This window comes from Nocardioides sp. NPDC127503, assembly GCF_040302165.1.
In the GTDB taxonomy this organism is placed as follows: domain Bacteria; phylum Actinomycetota; class Actinomycetes; order Propionibacteriales; family Nocardioidaceae; genus Nocardioides.
Genome location: NZ_JBEORH010000001.1, coordinates 459190 through 483591, shown reverse-complemented (window position 1 = coordinate 483591; position 24402 = coordinate 459190). Strand labels below are relative to the sequence as shown.

Here is a 24402-nt window from a genome sequence, read left to right as displayed (position 1 = left end):
TGACGATGGCTGCCGAGATGCGGGGCGGAGGCATCCGCCACTCAGCCAGCTGCCTACCGTCGAGCGGTAGCATGCAACAGTGGCTGAGCGCTGGATCTCGACTGAGTCAAGTCCAAGCCTGTCGGGACGCAGGAGCCGGGACACCGGGCCTGAGGTCGCTCTGCGTCGCGCCCTGCACGCCCTGGGGGCTAGGTTCCGCCTCCACCGTCGCCTCGCACCGGCGTGCACGCCAGACATCGTTCTACCTCGCCACCGCGTCGCCATATGGGTAGACGGCTGTTACTGGCACTCGTGCCCCGACCACGGCCGCACAAAACCGTTCACGGGTCCGAACGCCGAGATGTGGCGAACGAAGATGGAGCGGACCCGAGAGCGAGACGTTTGTGCGGTCGAGACCGCCAAAGCGCTCGGGTGGTCCGCGGTTCGCATCTGGGAGCATGATGTCCGTGCTGACGCCGACTCCGCCGCGAGGCGTGTTCTGGCTGCGGCAATAGCGGACACGATGAACCCATCCGGTCAGGGCTCAGACGGGCGTGGCACGCTCGACAGTCTCAGGACGGACGAACACGCCCAATGATCAGCGATCATGCTGCGGAACCTGCCAGACCCCGTTATCGTCGGCGCCCGTGACGGATGATGCCTTGCCCGGGTTCTCGCATGAGAGCTATGACGAAGGTGTGACAGCAGTCGTCGCGGAAATACGACGGTGTGACCCAGACGGAACGAAGATGGCGAAGGTCTTCCGGGCGACCTTTGACCAGCTCTACGACGGCCAGCGGACGGGACGGTACCGAGTCGACCAGCTCTTCAAGACCGAGAAGACGCACTTCGGGACCCTCATCGAGATCAATCTTCAGCGTGAGCTCCAGTTCAACGACGGCATCGTGCTCGACTTCGAGATCGCTGGCCACGAGGTCGACTGCAAGTACTCGCATACTGGCCAGTGGATGCTTCCGGTCGAGAGCTTCGAGCAGATCGTGCTCGTGACTCAGGCGGACGATCGGACCGCAACCTGGTCCGCTGGAGTCGTCAGGGCGAGCGAAGCGAACCGCCGCCTGGGCGAAAACCGTGACAAGAAGACCGGTCTCAATGCGGTTGGCCGCAGCCAGATCACCTGGGTGTTCAAGGACGCAGCCATGCAGCCGAACGCGCTCCTCCAGATGGACCCGGCGACGGTCTTTCGCATCATGTCCGCTCGCAGCGGGCAAGCTCGTATCAACGAGCTTTTGCGGCTCGCAACCAACCGGCGCATTTCACGCAACATCATTGCGACTGTCGCGCAGCAGGATGACTACATGAAGCGCGTACGCGACAACGGCGGCGCCAGAGGTGCGCTGCGGCCCGAGGGATATCTCATCCTGGGAGGCGACTACTCGATTCAGCGCAATATCGCCTACGCACTCGGGGCTGTGGTTCCCGAGCCAGGCGAGGTCGTCAGCGTGCGAGTCGAGCCCACAATCCCAGAGGTAGGTGTCGAGATCGCCGGGGAGTGGTGGCAGCTCTTGGCCGATGAGCGGCAGGCCCCGACGCCGGCACCGAGGGTGCCCAGGTGACCGATCAGGACCTTCCGGAGCCGGGCAGCGACGAGCTCCGAGCCCTTCTCGCTCCTGCACTGCACCTCGTGTACGCATACATCTACGCGCGGCGCGACGACCCTCCGACGATGGTAGAGATCCGCGATTACGCCGCTATGGAACAGGGGGCAACCCACTCCCAGACAGATCGCCGTGTCCGGGATCTCCGCCGCAAGTTCGACGTACAAAAGGTCGGCTCAGGTCGAGCGCCAGGCTACTTCCTTGCCGGACGGGCAGTCAGCGCACCACGATCCGGCATTCCACCAAAGGTCAGAGGCCAGGTCCTCAGCGCCCAGCGATGCGCGCAGTGCGGCAAGACCCCGCTGGAGGACCACATCAAGCTAGAGGTCGATCACAAGGTGCCGCTGAGTTGGGGCGGCACCGACGACATCGACAACCTCCAGCCACTGTGCGAGCAGTGCAACCACGACAAGCAGGCGTTCTACTCATCTCTCAGCGTGTACGACGACCAGATCCGCGAGGCTGCCCAGCGGGAGGAACCTCACCGGCGGATCGGCGACCTGCTGCTGGCGTTCCAGACGACCGGCATCGACGCTCCAGCCGATGTCGTGGGGGCGGTGGCATCGCTCAAGCAATACCAGGATGACTGGCAGAGGCGGATGCGAGAACTGCGTGTCCTTGGCTGGAACTACAAGACGATCAAGCGCAAGGAGAACGGCCGAATGGTCAGCTACTACCGGCTCACCGCATCCGCACCGTGGCCAACCGGCAACGTCGCGGCGGAGATTAGGCGCCGGCTAAAGGCCAAGACCCTGTAGGTCACCTCCGGACGACGCATAGGCCACGACAAGGCAAGCCCAGTGATCAGCTGATCCTCGATCTCGCCTTCTCGAACGCGAGATGCCGGAGGTGGTCTTCCTGCCCGACGAAGCCTTTGAACTCGCCAAGGACGTACGTGCGCTCTTCCCCTTCGCCATCTTCCTTGATGTGGAAGTCGCGCGAGAGCGTCCCTAGACGCTGTTCGACCTCGCGTGCGTCAACCGAACCACGAGACAAGCGAACGATCTGCTTCGTCGTCAATGGCTTGTTGGCCCCTTTCAAGGCGACGTAAACAGGGTCGTGCATCACTTCAACCACCGTTTCGCTGAGGTCACGCGGCTTTCCTTCACGCTTGAGCGCAGCAGCGATGGAACTGCCTACAGCTCGAGCGACCGGCGGCGGGAAGGCATTCCCGATCTGGCGGTAGCGGCTGGTCTTGCGACCGGTGAACTCCCACTGGTAGTCGTCGCTGTCGTCCCACCCCTGGATCCGGGCAACCATTTCTGTCGTCAGTTTCGGGACGAACGATTCGGGATAGTCAGCGCCTGGCGGCGCGTCGGCAACACCCATGGCGTCCACCCCGAGCTCTGCCCAAGCTCGCTTGGCTCGCGTGGGACCAAGGTCTGCCCCTCCGTGCTTCTTGGAACCGCCGACAATCGTGGGCGCGATTCCGCTTGCGCGTTCAGCCCATGCATCCGCACCCCGCCAGCCGTCCTCTGCCATCAGGTCACGGAGGGCCGTGCCGACGGTGCCAGAGAATGGAGTGGGTTCGGGCCAGTCGAAGTACCTTGCGTCATCTTCACGTAGACCGACCAGGATGAACCTCGGCCGAAGCTGGGGTACACCAAAGTCCCGGGCCTCAAGCAGCTTCCAGTCCGACCAGTACCCCAACTCGGCTAGACGGTCCTTCACGTGCTGCCGGTACGCGGCAAACCGGGGCATCGACAACCCGCGGACGTTCTCTAGAAGAACGGCGCGCGGCTGCATGCGACCTACTAACTCGACCGCCCACGCAAAGAGGTCGCGCTCGTCACTCGCCCCCAGCTGCTTTCCAGCGATCGAGAACGGCGGGCAGGGGACACCGCCGGCGAGAAGGTCGAGTCCCTCCGCGTACTCCATCGGATCCCAAACAGACGGATCTGCTACATCGCCTACAGCGACTTCCCAGTCGCGGTTCGCTTCCAATGTCCTTGCGGCGTTCTCGTCCAGCTCGACCGCCAAGCGATGCTCGAATCCAGCACGCTCAAGACCGAGAGACTGTCCCCCAGCCCCGGCACAAATCTCAACGACTGTCAGATCCCCCATAGCCACACCTCGCATGCCTCAAATTACTGCGGTGAACAGTTTCATCCGGGGCGCCACACCTGACGGATCCCGGCAAGATTAGTAGACACAGCAGCCGACACACCCGCGCGGGGTCCCTACGGCAGGCTGAGAGTGTCCAGACGCGCTATATTCGAACACATGACCAGTTGGGCGTCAATGTGGCTGCACCGAAACTGAGCGATGCGTCGGAGCAAAGTCGCGAACATGGGCTCCAAACCGTGCTCGTACTTCCGATCCTTGTCAGAGGGTCGATTGCTCGGCCCCATCGATCCATGCCCATCCCGTGAAGTCGTACAACGGCGTGCCGTCAGGCAGCTCACCCACTCGCGGAAACTCGTCGGCAGGCTCGTCATCGTCCGGACGTGACGAGACAAGGGTGTCCCCAACTTCTGTCACGTAACCCCAGATGCCGTTCGGGTCGTTTGCCCGCCACGCGTCCAGGAACGCACCGAATGCGCCTGCCGAAGCGATTGGCCGCAGCCAACCGTTCCAGCGATCTGGCAGGACGTGGTCGGCATCGAGCGCCAGCTCAGGAGTGATGTTCTCGGGGGCACTGTCGAGGTAGACATACATGCTCTTCAGGGAATCCGATCTATACCTGTACCGCTGACGTGTCATCGGTCAGCACGTCCCGCGATGGCAACTGCCACCCACCGTAGCGGCGTGAAAACTGCGAGGGCAGCAAACTTACAGGCCCCGGCGTACGCAATGAAGGTGAGCAGGTACAGCCACTCCGTCGCTCCCCGGTCGACCAGTACGGTCACCAGCCACGCGAGGAGTAGATACGCAAGTACGGCAAGCAGGGCTACAGGGATGGCCCACCTGATACCGCGGCGGGTTCGGAGGAAGGCGATGGCGATGTTGGAGGGGGCGTACGCCTTGACGTAGCCGTGGATGGTGGCGACTGTTCGCCAGATGAGCAGGAAGAGGATCGTGAGCATGGGTTGGCCTCCAGTCGGGGCAGGGCATGTGCTCCACGATCCGCTCGACCTGAACCCGACGACGCGGGCTGTGGATAACCGTGCGCCGACGCGGCTATCTGAGGACGGGCTGCGACCACACTGCGGTCTGCGTTCGCTCTGATGACGAGGTCGCGGCAAGGGTTGCGGCTCGACGCTGGGCGGCAAGGGCAACGATCCTGTCAGCTCGTTCTGCTTCGCTTCGCGCACCGGGGCCGAGCGGGATGTTGCTGATGATCTGGTACCGATCCCGGTAGGCGGCGATGCTCGCGACTGCGGCGATCCAGTCCCGGCGGTCCGTTGATGATGTCGGCGGCTCCCCCAGCCGCCGAGTCCAAGCAGCGCGTTCGAGCACTGCTGCCTCGGCGAGAGCGTTGGCTCGCGCTTCGATGAGGCTCTTGCGCTCGTCGAGTGCGTCGTGCATCGCGGTGGGCATCGCTCCGACCGCTTCGGGGACAATGCCCGCGATGAGGTGATGGCCTGAGGCTGCTTCCCTGCGGGTCGACGTCGCGTTCGTAGCGAGGCGGAGGCGATGCTGGAGGACTGCAGCAACATCGTCAGCGTCAGCAAGGTCGCGCTGGGCGACGATTCGCGCGAATAGCCCATCGGTGGCGTGGCCGTTGGCTTCTGCTCGGCGCAGCGCGGCCGTCAGGGGTCCGAAGGCGTCGCCTGCGACGACCTCGTCGGCTTGGGACTCGCTCAGGCCCGAGTGGCGGATGAGGTCAATCCAGCGGTCGCGTTGAGCGACGGCGGCGATGGTGTCGTACTCGGCTGCAAGCTGGGCGATTGAGCTCCAGGTCTCGTGTTCGGCCGTGATGGCCTGATGGGCGGAGAGCTCGGCGCTGGAGTGTTGGAGTACTCCAAAGAGCACGGTGCGGGCGTTCGTGTCGCCGTCGTCGGGGCGGCCGACGTGGGTGTCGTCGGGCTGATCGAGTGCGACGTAGGCGATGTTGGACTCGCGGCCGCGGGTCATGGAGACGTACAGGTTCTCCTTCGTCGTTCTCGGGGAGGCGAGGACGTGGGCCGTGTCGACGGTGATGCCTTGGGCGCGGTGGGCGGTAATGGCGTAGCCGAGGTCGACGTGTTCGGCGACGTAGTCGGCGGGGAGGATGAGCGCGGCGGCGTGGCCGGTCTGGCGAGAGACGACGAGGGTGCCGTCCTGGCCGACGTCGTCGATACGCCAGCGGTCGCCGTTGCGGACCCAGACGCCGCGTAGGGAGCGGAGGCGACGGTCATTGCGGCGGGTGATCACGATGTCACCGACTGAGGCGAGTTCGCCGCTCGTGAGAGTGACCTCCCTGGATGCCTGGGTCTGACCGGTGAGGATGCGTTCGGCTCGCGCGCGGGCGTTGAGCGCGTGGACAGTCTGGGTGGTTTCGGTGACGAGGATGCTGGTCTTTCCGCCGTTCTGGTCAGCGACCCAAGCGATGTAAGCGGCATCGAGCATCTCGTCCGTGGTGCCGTCCCGGAGGCGGTCGTGGCGGGCGTACGCGGTGACGGCTTCCAGACGGCCGGCGCGCAGGTCGAGGCTTGTTTCGCGTTCCCAGGCGTTCCTGAAGCGGTGGACCTCGAGAAGCTCTGGGGCATCTGGCCGCTCGGCTGCCAGCAGCGTGAACGCACCTCCAGCGTCGACGGATTGGAGTTGTGCCCAGTCGCCCACCAGCAGTACCTTCGCGCCTGCGATGGCGGCGAGGTTGGTGATCTGGTCGAGGCTGGTCGTGTCGGCAAGGGTGGCTTCGTCGATAATGACGAGCTGGCCTCGGTGCAGGCGCACGTTGCCGGCGGCGTGTTCGTGAAGCCACTTCGCGGTGTTCTCGCAGCGGATGCCGAGGTCTCCGGCGAGTACGCCGGCTGCGGCAGCGGAGGGTGCGAGGCCGACGACGCTGCCCCGACCGTGCTCGCGCCGCCAGGCGGTGAGGAGGGCGTGCATGGCAGTGGTCTTCCCGGCGCCGGCTGGACCGACAAGGAGGTCGACCAGTCTGCCGGAGGTGGCGATGGATTCGAGGGCGTCAGCTTGGTTGCGGGTGAGGCGGCGGCCCCGATGAGTGCGGCGTACGGCCCGGGCGATCGTTGCCGGGCTCAGCCTCGGGGCTGTACGGGACTCGGCGCGCTCCATGAGCCGACCCTCGGCGGCCATCACCGCGGTTGATGAGTACTTGGTGGCGTGGCGCGGCCGGAACACCGACGTGCCGTCTTCCCTCTGGAACTCAGGCGGGCTCGGGGCCAGTTCGGGCGGAGTGAGCGCGAACGAATGGCCCACGGACGCTTCGACGATCTTGCTGACGACGGCTTCGCGTTCGGCGGCGCTGGGAAAGCGCCAGTGCATGGTCTGTCGGGACGCTTCGGCCCAGAGGTTCCAGTGGCGCCAGGTCGACCGCTTCCGCTCGACCTCGGCCACGACACTGCGGCCGATCTCTTCGATGAGCTCAGCCGGAATCTGCTCGGCCCTCACGATCGCCGGGCGGCAAGTCCGCGTCAAGCCGCGCGCCCAGGACATTGAGTCGCTACGCAGGATCTGCCCTGCGCGGAGGCGCCACTCGGTGGTCAGGTCGAGCAAAGACCGCAGTTGCTTCTTGGGGCGGGTGGCAAGGGTCGCTCGGGCGCGGAGGGCGACGATCGTGGCGTTGCTGGGGCGGCGGCCGTGCTGTGCGACGTACTCGTCGATCATCCGGTTCTTCTCCACCTCGATGGCGCGGGACCGGTTGGAGAACTCCTTGATCAGCGGGTCGTCGATGCCTGCGATCTCCCATTGTGGGTTGTGGTCGGCACCTCTCCCCCGCTGCTCCCATATGAGTCCGAAGGTTCCAGTGATCCGGTCGGCGAGCACAGCGTTGTAGTACGCGGAAACGGCGGTGACCGCGGCGTGCATCGGGCGGCTGTCGAGGCTGCGCCAGCGGCCGTCGAGCGTAGCTTTGACCTTGTTGGAGATGACCACGTGGGTGTGAAGCTGAGGGTCACCGGTGCGCGAGTCCCAGTGGTCGAAAGCGGCCGCGATGATGCCCTCGACCCCGACTTGGGAGACGGCGCCGTCGGCGTTCGCGACACCGGCTCGGGTCGCGGCCACCTCGCGTTCGATGTAGTCGATGACGTCCGCGACTGCGGCGTGGTGCGCGGCCAGAAGCAGCTCCTCAGTGGTGGCGTCGGCGATGCCCCACAGGATCGAGACGGACTTGGGGACGCTGAAGGTGTAGTCGTACGCAGCGACTGCCCGTCGCCCAGATTGGGCTGCTTCCTCGGCTTCGATCCGTTCGGTCTCGGTCGCGCGGTCGTCGCCAGTGAGGGTGGAGTCGAGGTGGCGTACGCGGTCGGCGACTCGTTCCGCGGTCGACTTGTAGTCGGGGTACGCGCGGCCGAGTGGGTCGCCGGTGACGGGGTGTCGGCCCATACCGATCAGCAGGGCGAGCTGGGCCTCGGTGACTTGGGCACCTTCGGTGACCTGACCCACGCCGAACCCAGGTAAGCCGGAGCCGAGCCACCTGCCCGGAGGCGTTCCGGTTACGGCGTAGTAGTGGGTCAGCGGCGTGGACGCCGCGCGGTTGCTATCGGCGGCTGCCACGCTACGTGCGAAGTATTTGTAGCCATCGCCGGCGTGCATCACCCGCATCGACACCACCATGGACCTCACCTCCCTGATGGCCCTGAGGTGTGCACCAGCACCCGGCGAACCACTGAGGCGACTGGCGAGTGGCGTGAACCGGGATGGTGAATTCCCGATGGAGTGGCGCGAACCGAGACCGGCGGACGCTAGCTGGATGGCGTACGAGCCACCGACAGAAGATCCGGTGAGAAATGGGGAGTCGACGTCATGACCAATGAAGATATTGATCAGCGGCGCACTTCTCGACCGGTTCATCGGCGACGCGAGAGCCGACGACTCTGTCGGTGTCGTCGCATGGCCAGATGAGAAGCACCCCGGCCGCCTTGAGGCGCGAGTGGCCTTGAATCGAAGTCGTGGCTTCGAATTCGCGCCGCCTTTCGAGGAGTTTAGAGACGCCTGGCTGTGGTGCGCCGTCTGCACTGATTCCGGCTCTGTCGTTCGACACGCCAGCCACTTGCCCCAATGCCGGCGACCGCGACGAGACTCATGGCTTCACCGCCAGGACCGGGCAGGGAGCTTCCAGCAGGATCCGTTGGGCGGTGCTTCCGAGCAGGAACTTCCCGACTGCAGAGCGGCGGCGGAGCCCAATGACGATGAGAGTGGCCTCGTGGTGTGTCGCCAGGCCCAAGACGTCTTCAGCAGGGTCGATCCCTCTCTCCTCGCGCACTTCGTAGGAAACGTCCTCGTAGGGAATGAGCTCGCTCAGCAACCTGTGCAGCTGACCGTCGTCGTGAGGCCTGCCCTGGTGTGGGGATAGCTCCGTCTGGTGAGAGCGGACGACCAACAACCTTGCACGACGGAGCCGGCTTTCCTCGACCCCGAGGCGAAGGGCTGCTTCACCCGGAGGTTTGGGGGTGTATCCAACGACAACGGTGTTCATGGACGTTTCCCTTCCTGAAGTTGGCTATTGAACCTCGGCACCACGAGTGCGGCTCATGGGTATAGGCCGCGCGCGGCGTGTGCTTTGTAGACTCGCTCCACGGCAAGGCAGGTCGCCGCCAAGCGGAGTGAGACGGCGTGCTCGACGGCATAAGAGGTCACTAGGCGCCAGGCACGTTGCATGCGGTCGACGAGCTTGTCGTTGACCTCGGCTTCACTCCACCAGTACGACTGGTTGGCTTGCACCCACTCGAAGTACGACACGACGACACCGCCTGCGTTAGCAAGAATGTCGGGAACGACAAGAACACCCAGCTCGGCAAGGGCCTTGTCGGCCTCGGCGGTGACTGGTCCGTTGGCGCCCTCCACGATAACTCGCGCCCGCACCTGTTGAACGTTTCCAGCGTGGATCGCTCCCTCGACGGCGGCAGGCACCAATAGGTCAACGTTTGCCGTCAGCACGTCTTCAGCATCTATTGACTTTGCGAACGGGAACGCTGCAAGTCCGCCTGAGTCGTCGACGTGTGATTCCAGCGCTGCGACGTCAAGGCCGTCTGGGTCGGCGACTGCGCCGGTGGCGTCGCTAACAGCCACTACCCGTAGACCTTCTTCTTGCATGAGCCGGGCCGCGGTGCGACCGACCTTGCCGAAGCCCTGTACCGCTGCTGTCGCACCTGCCGAGTCGATACCAACATGCCGGAGTGCTTCGAGGGCGATCGCCACCACGCCGCGTGAGGTTGATGCACTTCTACCTAGCGACCCTCCTACATCGAGGGGCTTTCCCGTTACAACGCCTAGGACCGTGTGCCCCCGGCCGACAGAGTAGGTGTCCATCATCCACGCCATGGTGTTCTCGTCGGTTCCAACATCCGGGGCGGGGATGTCATGGTTCGGGCCGATCACTGGCGCGATCTCTGATGTGTAGCGCCGGGTGATCCGTTCGATCTCCCCGGTGGAGTACCTCCTCGGATCGACTCGGACACCGCCCTTGGCACCCCCGTATGGAACGTCGAGAAGGGCGCACTTCCAGGTCATCCACATTGCGAGGGCTCGGATCTCGTCCAGATCTACGTTGCGGTCGAACCGTAAACCTCCTTTGTACGGTCCACGCGAGTTGTTGTGCTGGACGCGATATCCCTTGAGTACCTCGATGACTCCATCGTCGCGACGGAGCGGGATACTGACGCTCACTTCCCTGCGCGGGGCAGACAGCAGTGCGTGCACGGATGGGCTGAGGCCCAGGGCCTGCACGGCTTGGGCGAGTTGCGCTTGTGCATCCCCATGCGCTGATCCGCCTCTGCCTTTGCCGAAGGAAGCTGGGCTGTCAGCGACATGATGCGATGCTTCGTTGGTCAGCATGGACTCTCTCTCAATCCTCGTCCGCGGCGATCCCGCGCCGGCGGAGCCTGATCCCGAAGATGAACGAGACTGCGGTGACCGCGATGAACACCATGAAGATCGGACTCTCAACGAAGAAGGTCGGCGAGATCTGGATCGACTGCTCTGTCCGCATCTCGACCAACGGCCCGAGGATGAACCCCATCACCAATGGAGCGATTGGTACTTCCCACGTGGTGAAGAGCCATCCGACTATGCCGAAGATCGCGCAGATCCAGACATCGACCAAGCTGTTCTGCGCCAAGTAGGCGCCGAGGAGACAGCACGCGGCGACAATGCTCATGAGGATTCCGGTCGGGACCGTGATGAGCTTGGCCCAAAGTCCCACCAGCGGCAGATTCAGGATGAGCAGAATGACGTTGGCGATGAAGAAGCTGGCGATGACGCTGGCGACGAAATCCGGATGCTGTTCGAAGAGCACCGGGCCGGGAATGATGTCGTAGACAAGCATCGCTGCGAGCACCAATGCCATTGTGGCGCCGGTCGGGATGCCCAGGCATAGGAGAGGGACGAAGCCCGCCATGGCGGCTGCGTTGTTGGCGGCCTCGGGACCGGAGACACCTTCGATCGCGCCGCGTCCGAACATCGACTTCCCACGCCTGCGTGCTCGTTTCTTCTCTGAGGCGAAACTCAGGAACGACGCGATGGTTGGGATCATTCCTGGTAGGAGGCCAAGGGCGAATCCGGACCCGGTTCCGCGAATTCCAGCGCCGAGACCCGCGGAGAACTCCGCGCGGGTGGGGCGCAGCGATCCGACGGCCAAGGCTCCCTTCAGCTTGGTCGGGGGCTTCAGAATCGTGCGAGTGACCTCGGCGAGGCCGAAGAGGCCCATGAGGACCGGCACGATGTCGAAGCCCTGGAGGAGTTCGGTGGTGCCAAAGGTGAGGCGCGCCGCGCCGGAACTGAGGGAGAAGCCGACGGCGCCCAGCAGCATCCCGATCCCGCAGGCCGCCACGCTGCGAGGGAGCGAATTGGAGGTGACGCCGATGATGGTGACGAGGCTGAAGATCAGAAGTCCGAGCATCTCAGGCGGGCCGAAATCGAGCGCGTACCGAGCGAGTGTTGGTCCGATGAGCCAGACGCCGAGCGTGCCGATGATGCCGGCGATGAACGAGGTGATGGCAGCCATCGCGAGGGCCGCTCCCCCACGCCCTCTCTTGGTCAGGAGATTGCCCTCAAGGGCCGTGGGTATGGAGGCAGCCTCGCCTGGGATGTTGAGCAGGATGGCAGTGGTTGATCCGCCGTACATGCCGCCGTAGTAGATGGAGGCCAGCACGATGATGCCCGCAACTGGGTCGAGATAGGTGGTGAGCGGGAAAAGTACTGCGACGGCTGTGACCGGGCCGAGTCCAGGTAGTACGCCGATGAGGGTTCCTGCCAAGCAGCCCAGGAGTGCCAGCAGGAGGACGGATGGGGTGAAGACGGTCGCGAAACCGCCGAGCAGGTCTTGGAACGACATAGTGATATCAGCCCCTAGAACGGGAGTCCGATGACGCCGGTCGGCAGGAGGACGTTGAGAGCGTCCATGCCGACCACGATGACAACGTCGACGATCACGGCGAGGGTGATGGCAACGAACCAGCGTCGGTGGTCGATGAGAATCAGGAAGGCAGTGATGAAGAGGGCGTTTGCTAGCGCGAAGCCGATCCAGGGCAGTGCCCAGGCGTAGACGAACACTGCCGCGAAAAAGATGACGGCTTCGCGCACGTGGGACTGCGTCATGACGTCGCTGTCATCTTCACCCACCGGAATTGCTCCGGCAGAGCCCGAGTCCTCTGGAGCCTGGGGGATTTCGGAGTCGCCTGCGTCCTGGGTCGCGTCCGGCGTCCTGACTAGAGCACCGGACGCGACCAGGGCTGAGACCACCATTAGGTACCAGCCTCCGTATCTGGCCTCCCCGGTTTCTCCTTGCAGGACGAGCCTGAGTGCCTCAGAGGCGCCGACGAGTCCGAGGAAGATGCAGAAGATGGGAAATCCGAGTTGGCTGATGCGCCCTCGAGCGCGCAGCCCCCAGGACTCCAGGTTGGCCATGGAAGACATGTCAGTTACCGACTCGCTTCCGGAGGTCAGCGAAAGTCTCGACCTCGGAGTCGACGTAATCGGAGAAGTCTCCAAGGGTGATCGGGTCTGCGACGACACCGACGTTGGCGAGAGAGTCGACTACCGCGGGGTCCTCGACGATCTTCGAGATGACATCGGCCAGGCGGTTCTGGACATCCTCGGGCAGATCGACCGGGCCCGAGATGCCGACCCAATAGGCGAGGTTGATGTCGGGGTGGCCGGCTTCGTCAGTGGTCGGAGCGTCGGGCAACTGCTCGAGGGGCTCGCTGCCCGTCTGTGCGAGCACGCGGATGTCGCCGCTGGATGCGAGGGCGAAGGCGGCAGAAGCACCACCCACGCCGTAGTCGATGTCACCGCCGGCGACTCCTTCCATCGTCTCGCCCGCACTTGAGTAGTTGACGGTCTTCACGTCCGTAATGCTCACACCGGCTTCCTCCAAGACAGAGAGGTTCGTCAGGTCGGATGTCGTGGTTCCGCCTGAGTAGGCGGTGTGCAGCGAACCTGGGTCCTTCGACAGTGCTTCAAGCAGGTCGTCGAGGGTCTTGTATGGCGAGTCCTTGTCGACGGCGATGGCGTGGGGGCCTGAGGTCACTCGCCCGACGAACGTTCGCTCGTCCCATTCGAAGGGGACGTTCTCGCCGAAAGACAGGATGGAGCTGGAGGCAGCACCGTCGGCCAGCAGCGTGTAGCCGTCGGCAGCAGACTTGCGGACGTAGTCGACGCCGACGATCGTCTCGGCGCCGGGCTTGTTGACCACATTGACGGGTACGCCGAGCTCGTCTGACATCGCCTTGGCGATGACTCGGGCTGTCAGGTCGGTCCCGCCACCCGGGTCGAACGGGACGACGAGTTCGATGGGCTTGTCAGGGTAGCTCTCCGAGGACTCGGTGGCACCCTGCTGGGGAGTGCAGGCGCTCAGAACGGTGGCGGCGGCGAACACGCCTACGACGCCGATGCGGACTAACTTCATTGCGTGCCTTCTTTCGGGATGTGTTTATCGAGGGCCGAGGTCTTGCGACGGGACGCGTTGAATGGCGACGCCTCCGGTCGAGCAAAGCGTGCGGAAGCGATAGCCAGGGCCAATCGCACAGGTGGAGTCCTCCTGCAGAAGGACCGCAGGCCCGTCCGTCCAGGTCGCGTCGCGAAGGTCTGGTGCCGAGTAGATCGGGGTCGAGGTCTGGGTTCGTGCGTCCCACCACACCGGCGTCGCCTTTGTGGCCAGGTCGACCCCGGATCCCTGCGCGTACTGGAGTTCGAGATCCTTGCCGCCGACGTCGATGGCGCAGGTCACCCGCAGACTGACGAGTTCGATGTCTTCGCCAGAGACGCGGTACCCATTCAGCTGGGCGTGCAGGTCATCGAACTGGTCGGTGATGGTCTTGACAGTTCCGGCGTCCCAGGGGAGCTCTGGCAGCGTCGTACGCAGCGCATGTTCCTGCCCGCGGTACCGGAGTTCTCCCTCGATGATGAAGGTCGAGGCCCCTGACTCGCCCTGCTCGTCGCGCCATGCCTCCGCCTCGCTGGTCAGCTGCCTTGCGATGTCGGCCAAGCCCCCGATGGTCTGGTCGCCGAGCGTGGACAGGAAGGACCTGACGAACTCCTTGCGGAGATCGGACACGAGCAGACCCAGCGCGCTCAGCATGCCCGGGTGCGGCGGGATGATGATGTTCTCGATCCCGAGCTCTTCGGCGAGCGCGGTCGCGTGGAGGGGGCCCGCTCCTCCATAGGCCACTAGCGTGAGCGAGCGAGGGTCGATACCCCTGGCGACGGTCGCACGTCGGGCGGCTAGGGCCATGTTGGTGTTGACCATGTCGAGGATGGCGTGGGCAGCGCTGATGACGTCCAGGCCGAGGGGCTGTCCGATCACCCGGTCGATGGCTTCGACGGCGAGATCCCGATTCACGCCGAAGGAGTTGCCCAGGCGAGCTGCCTCCGGAAGGGTTCCCAGTACGACGTGAGCGTCGGTAACGGTCGGTTCGGTGCCTCCCTTGTCATACGAGGCGGGGCCCGGTGTCGAGCCGGCGCTGCGTGGCCCGACTTGCAATCGCCCGCCCCGGTCGATCGACGCGATGCTGCCCCCACCGGCTCCAATTGCCTCGAGGGCGACTGTCGTCCCCAGTACGGGGAGATCTTCGAAGTGGCGGATGCCCACGACGTCGGGCGACCCTTCACGGAGGACGCCGATGTCGGCGCTTGTGCCGCCCATGTCGAAGGTCAGGATGTCCGGCCTACCGTGCTTCTGAGCGAGGTTGATCGCACCGAGGACGCCACCTGCTGGACCCGACAGCAAGGTGCGAGTTGGGTGGACGGCCGCTTCTGACATCCGCACGACGCCGCCGGATGACTCCATCAGGTAGGGCTCGGGCTGCACACCGGCGGCCCGTGACTGGTCGGTGAAGCGACGCAGGTAGGTCGTCATCGTGTCACCGAGAGCCGCGTCCATGATGGCGGTGGCGAACCGCTCGTACTCGCGAAACTCCGGGACAGATCCTGAGGAAGTCCAGACGCCCACGTTGGGGTGCGCTTCCCTGATCCATCCGGCGACGCGGTTCTCGTTCTCGTCGTTGACGTAAGAGTGCAGGAGGCAGACGCAGATCGTGGCGGCGCCACGATCGATCAGAGTCTTTGCCTGCTCGAGCACCTGGTCCTTCTGGGGCGGCGTCACGATCTCGCCGGTGTAGTCCATGCGCTCGTCGACTTCGAGACGGAGCTCCTGCGGGACTGGGACCCAACGCGGCGTGAAGTTGAGGTTGTACAGACTGTTCCGGGTCTGCCGGCCGATGGCGATCACGTCGGAGAAGCCGCGAGTGGTGATAAGGCCGACGACGTCGAGGTCGCGCTCGATGACCGCGTTGGTGGCGACGGTGGTTCCATGGATGAGAGCGTCCACGTTGATGCCAGGCCGACCCGCCTTGGCGAGGACCGTTTCGACCGCCGATCTGATGACGGCTGACGGGTCGGGGTAGGAGCTGGGTACCTTTGCGATGAAGGTCTTGCCCTCGGCGATGGCGAACACATCAGTGAAGGTGCCGCCGATGTCGATTCCGATTCTCACTTCTCATCATCCTTCTGCGTGTTGCTTAGCGGATCCGTTCCTAGGTTTGTGGCGCCGAATCCACCTCCGCCAGCGGTCATGGCTCTCAGCACGGATCCGGGAGTGAGGGCTCTTCCGTTTTCGGCACGGGTGAATGCCTCTTCGTTCCCGCATTCCGGGTTGAGCAGGAAGGCCAGAGGCTTGCCGCGCTCGCCTCCTCGCAGGCCCCAGGGTCCCGATGTCACGCGGTCGCCCTTGACGGTCAACCGGATGCCGTCGGAGATGGTCTCGATCTCACGAACGATGCCGACACCGCCGCTGAAGCGCCCAGCGCCTCCGGACTCATGACGGAGCGAGTATTCGGTGATGCGAAGCGGGAAGTTCTGTTCGACTGATTCCACCGGCGTGTTGGCTGTGTTCGTGATGTGGGTCTGCACCGCATCCTGGCCATCCGCGTAGGGCAGCGCGCCAGCACCGCCGGCAATGACCTCGGTGTAGGAGAACTGCTTGTGCCTAACGGTGTCGTAGCCGTTGAAGTTCACCGAGGCGATCGACCCGTTGGACGCGGCCGGGATGACGTCGGGCAGGGCTTGGCTCAGCGCGCCGTACATGGCGTCAACCGCACGCATGCAACTGTCGGATCGCTGCAGCACTGGAGCAGGAGTCTTGGAGTTCAGGATCGAGCCGTGGGGAATGGTGATGTCCACAATCCGGTAGAACCCTGCGTTGGCGGGCAGCGTGGGGTCGAGGATCGTCTTGATCGTGTAGTACACCGACGCCTCGACAGCTGCCCGGGCGGTGTTGATCTGACCAGCGACCTGATCGCCGGTACCGGTGAAATCGACGTGGATCCTGTCGTGGTTTACGTCGACTGCGACGCGGATAGGAATGTCGGCGGTACCCGCCCCGTCATCGTCCATCTTGTCTTCGAACTCGAACCGTCCCGTCGGCAACTCCTGAAGGGCCGCGCGCGCCTGGACCTCGGCCTTGTCGAGCCAGCTCGCCGTTGCCTCGATGACGGACTCCGGGCCGTAACGCTCAAGGAGCCCGGTGTATCGGCGCGCCCCTAGCGAGACGGCGGCGAACTGGCTTCGTAGGTCGCCTAGTCGTTCGTCGGACACGCGGGTGTTGAGTTCGATGAGACGCAGCAGCCCGTCATCTGCCTTACCGCGGTCGACGATCTTCAAGATGGGCAGCCGGAGACCTTCGGAGTGGATGTCCCGGGCCCTCCACGGGGTTCCGCCGAACTCGGCGTGGTGCGCGACCGCGGCCGCGAAACCCACCAGGTCCCCGTTGGCGTGGAGCGGGGCGACCACGGACACATCGGGCAGGTGGGTGCTGCCGCCGAGGTAGGGGTCGTTCGAGATGAAGATGTCACCCGGGTTGATGTCACCTTCGTACTGGGCGACTACACCTGGGATGAAGCCGATCATGGAGCCCATGTGGATCGGGATGTGCTCTGCCTGTGCGATCGAGTGCCCTGTTGTATCAAGGAGGGCGGTGGTGCAGTCTCGTCGTTCCTTAATGTTGGGCGAGTAGGCGGCCCGGATCATCGCGGTGCCCATCTCTTCGGCAATGGCCACCAGGTTGTGACCGATGATGTCGACTGTCACAGAGTCGAGCTCTGTCGCTGTCATGCGAGGGGACTTCCCTTCTTGGCGGGTGGATCTTGCTGAGTTCCGGCACGGCAGGTGATGCGCATCGTCATCGCCCTGGAACGCGGAATGGGTTGAGAACGGACGGCTTGCGGCCGGTCGAGAGCCAGTCGGCGATGTGACTTGCCATCGACGGGGCAATAGCAAAGCCGTGGCCGTGCCATCCTGCGGCCACGAAAACTTGTGAGTCGGAATCGATGTAGTCGATGTAGGGGAGACCGTCGGGCGTGTAGGTCTCCGGCAGGCTGGCGTGCGCCTCCAGGAGTTCGCCTCCCGCCAGCGCCGGGAGTGCGGTGGTGGCGATGTTCAGGCTTGTCTCAATCATCCGACTCACGGTTGTCCCGGATTCCTCGCCTGCGTCCCACTTACCCCGCATTCCGCCCGAGATCATGGTGATCCCATCCGCAAGAGGCTTGATCGCGAGCTTTTGCTGCAGATGTCCGATTAGATGCTTCGGCTGGTAGTTCTCCTTCGCCCGGTACATGAGCACCTGCGGGACCATCGTCCAGAGCGGCAGAGGTTTCTGGCCGCTGCGTTCCAGCAGGGCGTTCGTGCCGTAGTTGGCGGCAAGGATGACTGCACGTCGGGCATGGAGGCGCCGGCCGCCGCGCACCTGGGCCCAGGGTCGCGGGCCAGATCCGACCTCCTCCACCATCGATTGCTCAAGCACTGCGGCCCCTGCACGTCGCGCGGCAGCCGCGTAGGCCTGTGTAGTCAGTTTCTGACTGGCGATGCCCTCATCAGGGCAGTGGAGCGCACCAAGCTCGTCCGCGTTGATACCCGGCTGGACGTTCTGCAACTCCTCGCTCCCGAGAAATCGGGTGTCAATGCCATGCGCCCGTTGGAGTTCCTCGTGGGCGCGGGCTTGAGCAAGCCCGATCTCTCCAACCTCGGGCATCGGGCTGATCAACGTGAGACCGCCGAGCCGCTCGAATCCGCAGTCAGCTCCAAGTCGATCGCTCAGATGTGGCCAAAGCTCGAGCGCCTCGCGGATAAATGGCAGTTCGCGTGAGTTGCGCAGTGTCGCTCGCACGCCACGCTTGCCGGGTCCGCCGGAGGCACGCTCCGCGAGCCGCCCGCCCTCAAGGAGGACGACTGAGGAGCCTCGCTCGACCAACTCGTATGTGAGAGCGGCTCCGTATAGCCCTCCCCCGACGACGATGAAGTCCGGTTCTTCCACGTGGGACGATTCCTTCGGTCTCAGGTCCGCAGACATTCTTGTAGTGTTTACTTCATGAATCTGGACATAGAGTAGTATTTCCTACGAAAGATGGGAAGAGGTACCTCGCAATGACTTCGAACGCGCCGCTGCACGAGCGCATCGCAGCCGTCTCCCTGACTGCCACCGAGGCCCGGGTGGCTTCGTTCATGGCAGTCAATCCGGCCCTGGTTGCGGTCTCCTCGACCGCAGAGGTGGGCCGCTTCACCGAGACCAGCGATGCCACCGTGGTCCGCACTGCCAAGAAGCTGGGATACTCGAGCTTCCGCGAACTGCGACGCTCGGCCCTTGACGTCTCGGGCAGACACCGGGATCCCTCGAAGGTTCTCGACGACCAGATCCACCAGATCGACGGCACGGACTCCGGGGCGTCGATCGTCCTGCGCGACACAAGCGACCTGCTCGCGCGGCTTGATGACAGCCTCGACCGCGAAGCGTGGAACATGGCCGTGTCGGAACTCACGAAGGCACCGCGGGTCATCACCTTCGGCATTGGCCCGAGCGGCTGCATCGCCGACTACTTGGCCATCTCGCTGCAGCGCATCGGCAAACCAAGCCTGAGCGTCAAGACGACCGGATTTCGGCTTGCCGATGACCTCCTGGGCATGTGCCCCACGGACGCACTCGTGCTCTTCGTACCGCTTCGACGCTTCAGGGAGATTGACGTCCTTCTCAGCCATGCAAGGGAGGTCGGCGCCTCCACTATCGTCGTCAGCGAGACCCTTGGAGAATCTCTGCGATCGACCGCCGACATCGTGCTTTCCACCCCTCAATCGACAACCGGTACAAGTGATGGCGTCATCGCGGGCATGGTGCTCGCCCACGCCCTTGAGTTGGCGGTGGCGAGCCAGGACCAGCAGGGCGCAGTCCAGTCCATGCAACGACTGAACACCCTTCGCTCCAGCATCGTCGGCGGCGAGTTGGAGGCCGACACCCAACCGCCGGCCGAGAGTCGATGATGATCGCACGTCGCTCGCTTGCTGCACCATGAGGTCAACTCGCGAACCGGTCTAGGCCGAACGGAGTCAGTGAAATATCCCGGGATCCGGTGAGGATCTCATCGCACACCACCTGCGCCAGGTGAGGCGCAAGCGTGACCCCGCTGTGCGTGGCCACGGCGTAGACCCTCTGCTCGGAGCTGACCCAGTCCGCGATCGTCACACCGTCTTCCGGCAGCACTCTCGTGCCGAGCGTGACGCTCTCGATTGTCGCTTGCTCCAATGCCGGGTACCACTGGCGCGCCCGATCAAGGAGGACGTTGGGAACACTCCATATCCTGTCGTCGTCGTGGCTCCACTGCGCTCCAGTCGGAGAGTCCGTGAGCGTCACTCCCCCGTTGCGGCCAGGCCTTAACGCGATGCCGGCCGCGTGGATCATCCGACCGAGACCCAGTCGGGTCGGGGTAGTCGTAGCCACTAGCCCCACCGTGGGTCGCACGCCTCCGGCAGCTTCCCAGTTCAGAGCCGGCCGCGTGGGGAAGTCCACTCCGGAACCGGCGAGGATCGACCTTGTTCCGTTTCCGGCTGCCAGGATGATGCGGTCCGGCACGATCTTCTCGAGGCTTCCGCTGGGCGTCCGCAACGTCGCCTTTCCGTCAAACGAAAGGTCCGTAACGGCATGGAAGGGCTTGAAGACCGCTCCAAGTGCCTGCGCCGCTTGGAGGAGGCGCGCACACATCGTGGGCGCGTCGATCCACCCCTCCCGGGGGTAGTGTGCGGCACCCCGGACACTGTCGGCCTGCATCTCGGGCTCAAGTTGACTGACCTGCGCAGCTGACAGCATGCGTGCCTCGTAGCCGCGCGACACCAGGGCCTGGACCTTGGACTCCAGGAGCGCTTCCTGGTCCGACGAGGTGGCGAGCTCGAGGTTGCCCACTTGGTGGAACCAGTCGGCGTCGCCAAGTCCTCGCTCGTCACGGGCACGTTCGTGAGCCTTTAGGCCTAGGAAGTTGAGCCGTTCGTAGTCCACCGGCTTCTTCTTGTTGGCATTGATCCACGCGAATGTCGCCGAGGAAGTGCCGGACATCACCTCCCCCGCGTCGACAACCGTCACCTGCGCGTCCCGCTTGGCCAGGTCGTAGGCCAGATTGCAGCCGATGACGCCTGCCCCGACGACTGCGATGTGTGGGCGTCGGTGACGCCACGTCCTGTTCTTCATGTAATGACCGTACAAATGAATTTTTGATTGGTCAATAGAGCCGGATCGCCCCGACGTCCGGACACTCATCGCGCTTCATGCCGTCAGCGCGCGGACGGCATGAAGGTGCAGCCGCGTGCAGCGGTCGCGCGACGGTCCGGGCCTCCACGTAGGAGATCCGGGACATGAGTGAACCCCTGAGCTACCGGGGCGACGAGGGAGCCTTCAGGCTTGGGAGAAGGGGACTTCGAGGAAGAACTCGGCGGAGCCCGGCCGCACCAGGACGGTGACTACCTCGATAACGGTCCGGTCCTCTTGCATCAGTTCACGGCGCCGCTGCAACGTGGGCGCACCCTCCGCACTCTCAAGCAGGGTGGCCTCCGTCTGGCTCAGCGCCACGGGGTCGAGATAGATGCGGACGGCGTCAACCGCGACCTTCTTCTCGCGGAAATAGTTCAAGCTAACGAGGTGCTCCAGGTCGCGCTCGAGTAGGTCAGGCGCTACCGCGAACAACACGACGTGCCGTTCGATCGAACTCGGTTCGTCGCGCGCATCAAATTTGCGGCGAACTAGCTCAACCACTGCCGTGTCGGGCGATGCGCCCGGCAACTCCAGCACCGCGTCCCCGGCGCGAGCGATCCGCGCCGAAATCACCTCATGCCGCCCAGGCAGACCCGACTTGGCTGACTCTGGCGACGCAAAAGAGAGTAGATCGACCTGACGGCGAACGTCCGACACGATGGTGCCCTGCCGTCGCCGACGCACCGCCAGGCCAGCGCCCGCCAAGTCGTTCAGCACCCGTTGCGCCGTGTGTCGGCTGACGCCGTAGCTCTCCCCCAACTCCTTCTCGGTAGGCAACTTCGCACCGGTGGGAAGCGCTCCCGAGCGGATCTGCGCCTCAAGGTCGCGACGGATCTGAACGTAGAGCGGCTTCCCCATAAGTCCCAGCCTAGACGGCGCACGGCAATGGTCCGGTCAAATCATCGCTCTCGACGCAGCCCGAGCCCCTGCCAGCGCGCGTGACGGGGCGTTCGCACGACGGAACGGAGTGGACGCACTACCTCGAAGAAGTCGTCCATGAGGCTGGCCGTCGGCCTCATCGCGCAACTGCGCGAACGCCGCCTGCGACGACCTTCCCGGACACGGCGAGTCGCATGTTCCGGCAGAAGAACTCACTCCCCGCACACCTACAGGACCGGTAACCCACGAGTTGATTCGCGGCCTTTCCCCTCGATCTGCCAAGCGTGTGCTGCCGTCAAGGATGCAGGGGGATCCCGGGGATGTCGGAGCACCTTGGGAGCGACGCGGACTGGGCCAGAGGGCGGCGGATCGGCAAGCTCAGCGACGGTCCGCTAACAGGTGCAAACAAAGATTAGCGTTGCAATTTGGGTAAACCACAGTGAAGACTGAGGACCAGACTGCGTCGCCGCTGGGCACCAGCGCGGCGCATTTTGCGTCCTCCAAGCGGAGGAGGCAGGTACCCCACCATGAGGATCTCGGCAAGAACTTTCAGCGTAACGACAGCAGTTCTACTGTTCGCCGTCGTTACTTCTTGCGCCCAGTCACCGGACGGGACGGGTCCGACGAGCAAGCCGGACCCGTCGTCGAAGGAGCCGACGTCGACGTCGCCGGAGTCTCAAGAGGATCGCGCTTCGGCCGATGCGGAAGACGCCGTGCGGGCGTACTTCAAGACGGTCGATGCGCTGCAACAGGATCCGGGCGAGGACCTTGAAGGGCTCTCCAAGGTCGCGGTCGGCGTACAACTCAACGCCCAGAAGCTGTCGATTGAGCAGCTACGGAAGGCCGGGCGGCATCAGACCGGCAGCACGGACGTCGCTGAGATGAAGGTGCAGTCGGTGAGCTTGGACAACTCCGACCCGAAGGCCGGGAAGGTGCCGACTGTGACGGTGGATGCCTGCTGGGATGTCAGCGACGTCGATGTCGTCGACAAGAGCGGGAAGTCGGTGGTGAGTCCGGATCGACCGGATGACGGCTGGACCCGTTTCACCGTGGCCAACTACCACTGGTCCAAGAATCCGAGCGGCGGCTGGCGCATCGCCAACGGCCAAGACCTCGAGCAACCGTCATGCAAGGCTTCCTGACACGCGTTTTCATCATCGTCCTCCTCGCGGCGGGCGCAACTCTTCTCGGCACCGGCACGGCGTCGGCCGACACTCGATGTCAGCAGACCAACAAGTCGACCGGCGAGTGCATCCTCTGGGTTGAGACCGGACCGCCTGGTGACGGAGATGGCGGCGGATCGGGTGGTGAGGGGAAGCCGGCTGGCTCGACCAGTGGACCGAAGGACTCCGGCTCGGGGAACAGTTGCTACTGGGACCCGGCCAAGCAAGGAGTTGCCGGGCCAGCCGCCGGTCCCGTGCCGTGCACGTCGCCGTACGGCACCTGGAGCAACGACCGCAACTGCTATGTGGAGGCGTACGACCCTCCTCCCCCACCGGGCGACCCTGCATGGGAGGGACACGAACCCGATGACGGCGCGGTCTACAACTGCTACCAGCCACAAACCTCGCTGCTGGTGACGTTCTGGTCCCAGACACCTCCAGCGGCTGCGGACGCCGGACCATCGCCACGCGAGGTCGCGCTGATGGCGATCGAGAAGATGAACCTTCGAGCCATCGATATCGGGATCACCCCGGAGGCCAGCGAGAACCGCGTCGGGCTGGTCGGGATGCCGGTGTGGCTCTGGGTCAGCGACCCAGATCCCAGCACGTTCGGACCAGCGACAGCATCCGCTTCCGCTGGAGGGATCACGGTGTCCGCAACGGCGCGGGTGCATGAGATCACCTGGGACATGGGAGATGGCACGCAGGTCGTGTGCCAGAGCACGGGGACGCCGTACGAGCCGAGGTTCGGCAAGCGGAAGTCGCCGGACTGTGGCCACGTCTATGAGAAGTCGAGCGCGCATCAGCGCGGCGAGAAGTACACCGTGACGGCGACCTCGGACTGGGTGATCACCTGGGCCGGCGCGGGACAGACCGGGACGATCCGGCTGGGCGGCCTGGCCCGGTCGGTCGACATCACGGTCGGGGAAGCGCAGGTGCTCGTGAGCTGAGGCCCGTGAGCAGGAGAGGGACCACCGATGACCAGCACCACCGTACGCAACGACCGAGCCACGTCGTCCGATGCCCCGAAGGCTCTGCCGCCGCCAAAACTGCGTCGCCGTCCATGGCTCTCCGTCGCCGCCGCGGCCGCCATCGCGCTCGGCGCTTTCGGTGGCACCTGGGTCTGGGCAGCGACCACGGACACGGTCGAGGTCCTGGCCGCGCGTACGACAATTCCTCGCGGTGCGCTGATCACGCAGGACGACCTCGAGCGGGTGCGGATCACCACTGACCCAGCTCTTGCTCCCCTTCCGGCGAACGCTCTGGATGACGTGGTGGGCAAGCGAGCGGCATACGACATCTTGTCCGGGGGCCTGATCACTGCTGAGGCTGCGACGGATGACCCGGTGCCGGGTGAGGGGAAGTCAGTTGTCGGGGTGGCGCTGACTCCGGCGCAGGAGCCCGGGGTGGCACTTCGCAGTGGGGATCTCGTCCGTGTCGTGGTGGCTCCGGCCGTCGGCGAGGAGGTGCCGAGCGGAGCACCGCAGTTCTCCGAGGCGGAAGTCGTCGAGTCCCACCGCGGCGAGGATGGGACGCTGGTGGTCAGCGTGATGGTGCCGCACGCCGAAGCGACGCTGCTGGCTGCACGTGCCGCGAGCGGCAATGTGGCGCTCGTGCTCGACTCCGGGGTCGAGTGATGACGGTCATCGCACTCGCATCG

21 protein-coding genes are annotated in these 24402 nt (G+C 64.5%); 7 read left to right on the top strand and 14 right to left on the bottom strand.

What is annotated here, in order from left to right; genetic code table 11:
- Positions 1-79: 79 nt before the first annotated feature.
- The 3 genes from ABTW65_RS02355 to ABTW65_RS02345 are packed head-to-tail and all read left to right on the top strand — an operon-like array spanning position 80 to position 2353.
- A complete protein-coding gene (locus ABTW65_RS02355) occupies positions 80-577 on the top strand; it encodes a very short patch repair endonuclease (protein WP_350658186.1) in 498 nt (165 codons plus the stop codon).
- A complete protein-coding gene (locus tag ABTW65_RS02350; RefSeq protein WP_350658184.1) occupies positions 534-1553 on the top strand; it encodes a NaeI family type II restriction endonuclease in 1020 nt (339 codons plus the stop codon). The genes ABTW65_RS02355 and ABTW65_RS02350 overlap by 44 nt, the downstream gene beginning before the upstream one ends.
- Positions 1550-2353 carry an HNH endonuclease gene (locus ABTW65_RS02345; protein ID WP_350658183.1) on the top strand — a complete coding sequence of 268 codons (804 nt, stop codon included), beginning with the start codon at positions 1550-1552 and terminating at the stop codon, positions 2351-2353. Before ABTW65_RS02350 ends, ABTW65_RS02345 begins: the two co-directional genes overlap by 4 nt.
- A 46-nt stretch (positions 2354-2399) precedes the next feature.
- Here the strand turns inward: ABTW65_RS02345 and ABTW65_RS02340 are convergent, their stop codons facing one another.
- The 12 genes from ABTW65_RS02340 to ABTW65_RS02285 form a co-directional block, all read right to left on the bottom strand.
- Positions 2400-3659 carry a DNA cytosine methyltransferase gene (locus ABTW65_RS02340; RefSeq protein ID WP_350658182.1) on the bottom strand — a complete coding sequence of 420 codons (1260 nt, stop codon included), beginning with the start codon at positions 3657-3659 and terminating at the stop codon, positions 2400-2402.
- A 261-nt stretch (positions 3660-3920) separates the two neighbouring features.
- Positions 3921-4253: a hypothetical protein gene (locus ABTW65_RS02335; protein ID WP_350658181.1), complete on the bottom strand. Its 333-nt coding sequence runs from the start codon at positions 4251-4253 to the stop codon at positions 3921-3923.
- A gap of 41 nt (positions 4254-4294) precedes the next feature.
- Positions 4295-4621, bottom strand: coding sequence for a hypothetical protein (locus tag ABTW65_RS02330; RefSeq protein ID WP_350658180.1), 327 nt, complete (start codon positions 4619-4621; stop codon positions 4295-4297).
- Positions 4622-4715: 94 nt separating this feature from the next.
- A complete protein-coding gene (gene mobF / locus ABTW65_RS02325) occupies positions 4716-8255 on the bottom strand; it encodes a MobF family relaxase (RefSeq protein ID WP_350658179.1) in 3540 nt (1179 codons plus the stop codon).
- Between the two features lie 466 nt (positions 8256-8721).
- The gene (locus ABTW65_RS02320) at positions 8722-9117 is read right to left on the bottom strand and encodes a universal stress protein (protein ID WP_350658178.1); all 396 of its coding nucleotides are present in this window, start codon (positions 9115-9117) and stop codon (positions 8722-8724) included.
- 53 nt (positions 9118-9170) lie between these two features.
- Positions 9171-10307 carry a Glu/Leu/Phe/Val family dehydrogenase gene (locus ABTW65_RS02315; protein ID WP_350658176.1) on the bottom strand — a complete coding sequence of 379 codons (1137 nt, stop codon included), beginning with the start codon at positions 10305-10307 and terminating at the stop codon, positions 9171-9173.
- Positions 10308-10485: 178 nt separating this feature from the next.
- Positions 10486-11973 (bottom strand): tripartite tricarboxylate transporter permease, encoded by a 1488-nt coding sequence (locus tag ABTW65_RS02310; protein ID WP_350658174.1) that lies wholly within the window; start codon positions 11971-11973, stop codon positions 10486-10488.
- A gap of 14 nt (positions 11974-11987) precedes the next feature.
- On the bottom strand, positions 11988-12545 hold the full coding sequence (locus tag ABTW65_RS02305) for a hypothetical protein (RefSeq protein WP_350658173.1): 558 nt from the start codon (positions 12543-12545) through the stop codon (positions 11988-11990).
- Between the two features lie 10 nt (positions 12546-12555).
- Positions 12556-13545, bottom strand: a complete 990-nt coding sequence (locus tag ABTW65_RS02300) for a Bug family tripartite tricarboxylate transporter substrate binding protein (RefSeq protein ID WP_350658172.1) — start codon at positions 13543-13545, stop codon at positions 12556-12558.
- 24 nt (positions 13546-13569) lie between these two features.
- A complete protein-coding gene (locus ABTW65_RS02295; protein WP_350658171.1) occupies positions 13570-15630 on the bottom strand; it encodes a hydantoinase/oxoprolinase family protein in 2061 nt (686 codons plus the stop codon).
- The gene (locus tag ABTW65_RS02290; protein ID WP_350658170.1) at positions 15627-17246 is read right to left on the bottom strand and encodes a hydantoinase B/oxoprolinase family protein; all 1620 of its coding nucleotides are present in this window, start codon (positions 17244-17246) and stop codon (positions 15627-15629) included. Before ABTW65_RS02290 ends, ABTW65_RS02295 begins: the two co-directional genes overlap by 4 nt.
- Positions 17247-17313: 67 nt before the next feature.
- Positions 17314-18444 carry an NAD(P)/FAD-dependent oxidoreductase gene (locus tag ABTW65_RS02285; protein WP_350658169.1) on the bottom strand — a complete coding sequence of 377 codons (1131 nt, stop codon included), beginning with the start codon at positions 18442-18444 and terminating at the stop codon, positions 17314-17316.
- A 110-nt stretch (positions 18445-18554) separates the two neighbouring features.
- Here ABTW65_RS02285 and ABTW65_RS02280 point away from each other — a divergent pair, with 110 nt between their 5' ends.
- Positions 18555-19442 carry a MurR/RpiR family transcriptional regulator gene (locus tag ABTW65_RS02280; RefSeq protein ID WP_350658167.1) on the top strand — a complete coding sequence of 296 codons (888 nt, stop codon included), beginning with the start codon at positions 18555-18557 and terminating at the stop codon, positions 19440-19442.
- A 34-nt stretch (positions 19443-19476) separates the two neighbouring features.
- On the opposite strand, the gene ABTW65_RS02275 is transcribed toward ABTW65_RS02280, so the two are convergent.
- Positions 19477-20640 (bottom strand): NAD(P)/FAD-dependent oxidoreductase, encoded by a 1164-nt coding sequence (locus ABTW65_RS02275; protein WP_350658166.1) that lies wholly within the window; start codon positions 20638-20640, stop codon positions 19477-19479.
- 204 nt (positions 20641-20844) lie between these two features.
- Positions 20845-21558, bottom strand: a complete 714-nt coding sequence (locus ABTW65_RS02270; RefSeq protein WP_350658164.1) for a GntR family transcriptional regulator — start codon at positions 21556-21558, stop codon at positions 20845-20847.
- 548 nt (positions 21559-22106) lie between these two features.
- Between ABTW65_RS02270 and ABTW65_RS02265 the strand changes: the two genes are divergently transcribed.
- The 3 genes from ABTW65_RS02265 to ABTW65_RS02255 are packed head-to-tail and all read left to right on the top strand — an operon-like array spanning position 22107 to position 24379.
- The gene (locus tag ABTW65_RS02265; RefSeq protein ID WP_350658163.1) at positions 22107-22721 is read left to right on the top strand and encodes a hypothetical protein; all 615 of its coding nucleotides are present in this window, start codon (positions 22107-22109) and stop codon (positions 22719-22721) included.
- On the top strand, positions 22706-23692 hold the full coding sequence (locus tag ABTW65_RS02260) for a hypothetical protein (protein WP_350658162.1): 987 nt from the start codon (positions 22706-22708) through the stop codon (positions 23690-23692). The genes ABTW65_RS02265 and ABTW65_RS02260 overlap by 16 nt, the downstream gene beginning before the upstream one ends.
- Positions 23693-23719: 27 nt before the next feature.
- The gene (locus ABTW65_RS02255; RefSeq protein WP_350658160.1) at positions 23720-24379 is read left to right on the top strand and encodes an SAF domain-containing protein; all 660 of its coding nucleotides are present in this window, start codon (positions 23720-23722) and stop codon (positions 24377-24379) included.
- Positions 24380-24402 lie beyond the last annotated feature (23 nt).

Bases quoted from the DNA above. Each gene is read 5' to 3' on its own strand.
- ABTW65_RS02340 (WP_350658182.1), bottom strand. From the start codon at position 3,659: ATGGGGGATCTGACAGTCGTTGAGATTTGTGCCGGGGCTGGGGGACAG.
- ABTW65_RS02270 (WP_350658164.1), bottom strand. From the start codon at position 21,558: ATGGGGAAGCCGCTCTACGTTCAGATCCGTCGCGACCTTGAGGCGCAG.
- ABTW65_RS02290 (WP_350658170.1), bottom strand. From the start codon at position 17,246: ATGACAGCGACAGAGCTCGACTCTGTGACAGTCGACATCATCGGTCAC.
- ABTW65_RS02280 (WP_350658167.1), top strand. From the start codon at position 18,555: ATGACTTCGAACGCGCCGCTGCACGAGCGCATCGCAGCCGTCTCCCTG.
- ABTW65_RS02305 (WP_350658173.1), bottom strand. From the start codon at position 12,545: ATGGCCAACCTGGAGTCCTGGGGGCTGCGCGCTCGAGGGCGCATCAGC.
- ABTW65_RS02330 (WP_350658180.1), bottom strand. From the start codon at position 4,621: ATGCTCACGATCCTCTTCCTGCTCATCTGGCGAACAGTCGCCACCATC.
- ABTW65_RS02320 (WP_350658178.1), bottom strand. From the start codon at position 9,117: ATGAACACCGTTGTCGTTGGATACACCCCCAAACCTCCGGGTGAAGCA.
- mobF (WP_350658179.1), bottom strand. From the start codon at position 8,255: ATGGTGGTGTCGATGCGGGTGATGCACGCCGGCGATGGCTACAAATAC.
- ABTW65_RS02300 (WP_350658172.1), bottom strand. From the start codon at position 13,545: ATGAAGTTAGTCCGCATCGGCGTCGTAGGCGTGTTCGCCGCCGCCACC.
- ABTW65_RS02265 (WP_350658163.1), top strand. From the start codon at position 22,107: ATGAGGATCTCGGCAAGAACTTTCAGCGTAACGACAGCAGTTCTACTG.
- ABTW65_RS02335 (WP_350658181.1), bottom strand. From the start codon at position 4,253: ATGTATGTCTACCTCGACAGTGCCCCCGAGAACATCACTCCTGAGCTG.
- ABTW65_RS02275 (WP_350658166.1), bottom strand. From the start codon at position 20,640: ATGAAGAACAGGACGTGGCGTCACCGACGCCCACACATCGCAGTCGTC.
- ABTW65_RS02260 (WP_350658162.1), top strand. From the start codon at position 22,706: ATGCAAGGCTTCCTGACACGCGTTTTCATCATCGTCCTCCTCGCGGCG.
- ABTW65_RS02255 (WP_350658160.1), top strand. From the start codon at position 23,720: ATGACCAGCACCACCGTACGCAACGACCGAGCCACGTCGTCCGATGCC.
- ABTW65_RS02310 (WP_350658174.1), bottom strand. From the start codon at position 11,973: ATGTCGTTCCAAGACCTGCTCGGCGGTTTCGCGACCGTCTTCACCCCA.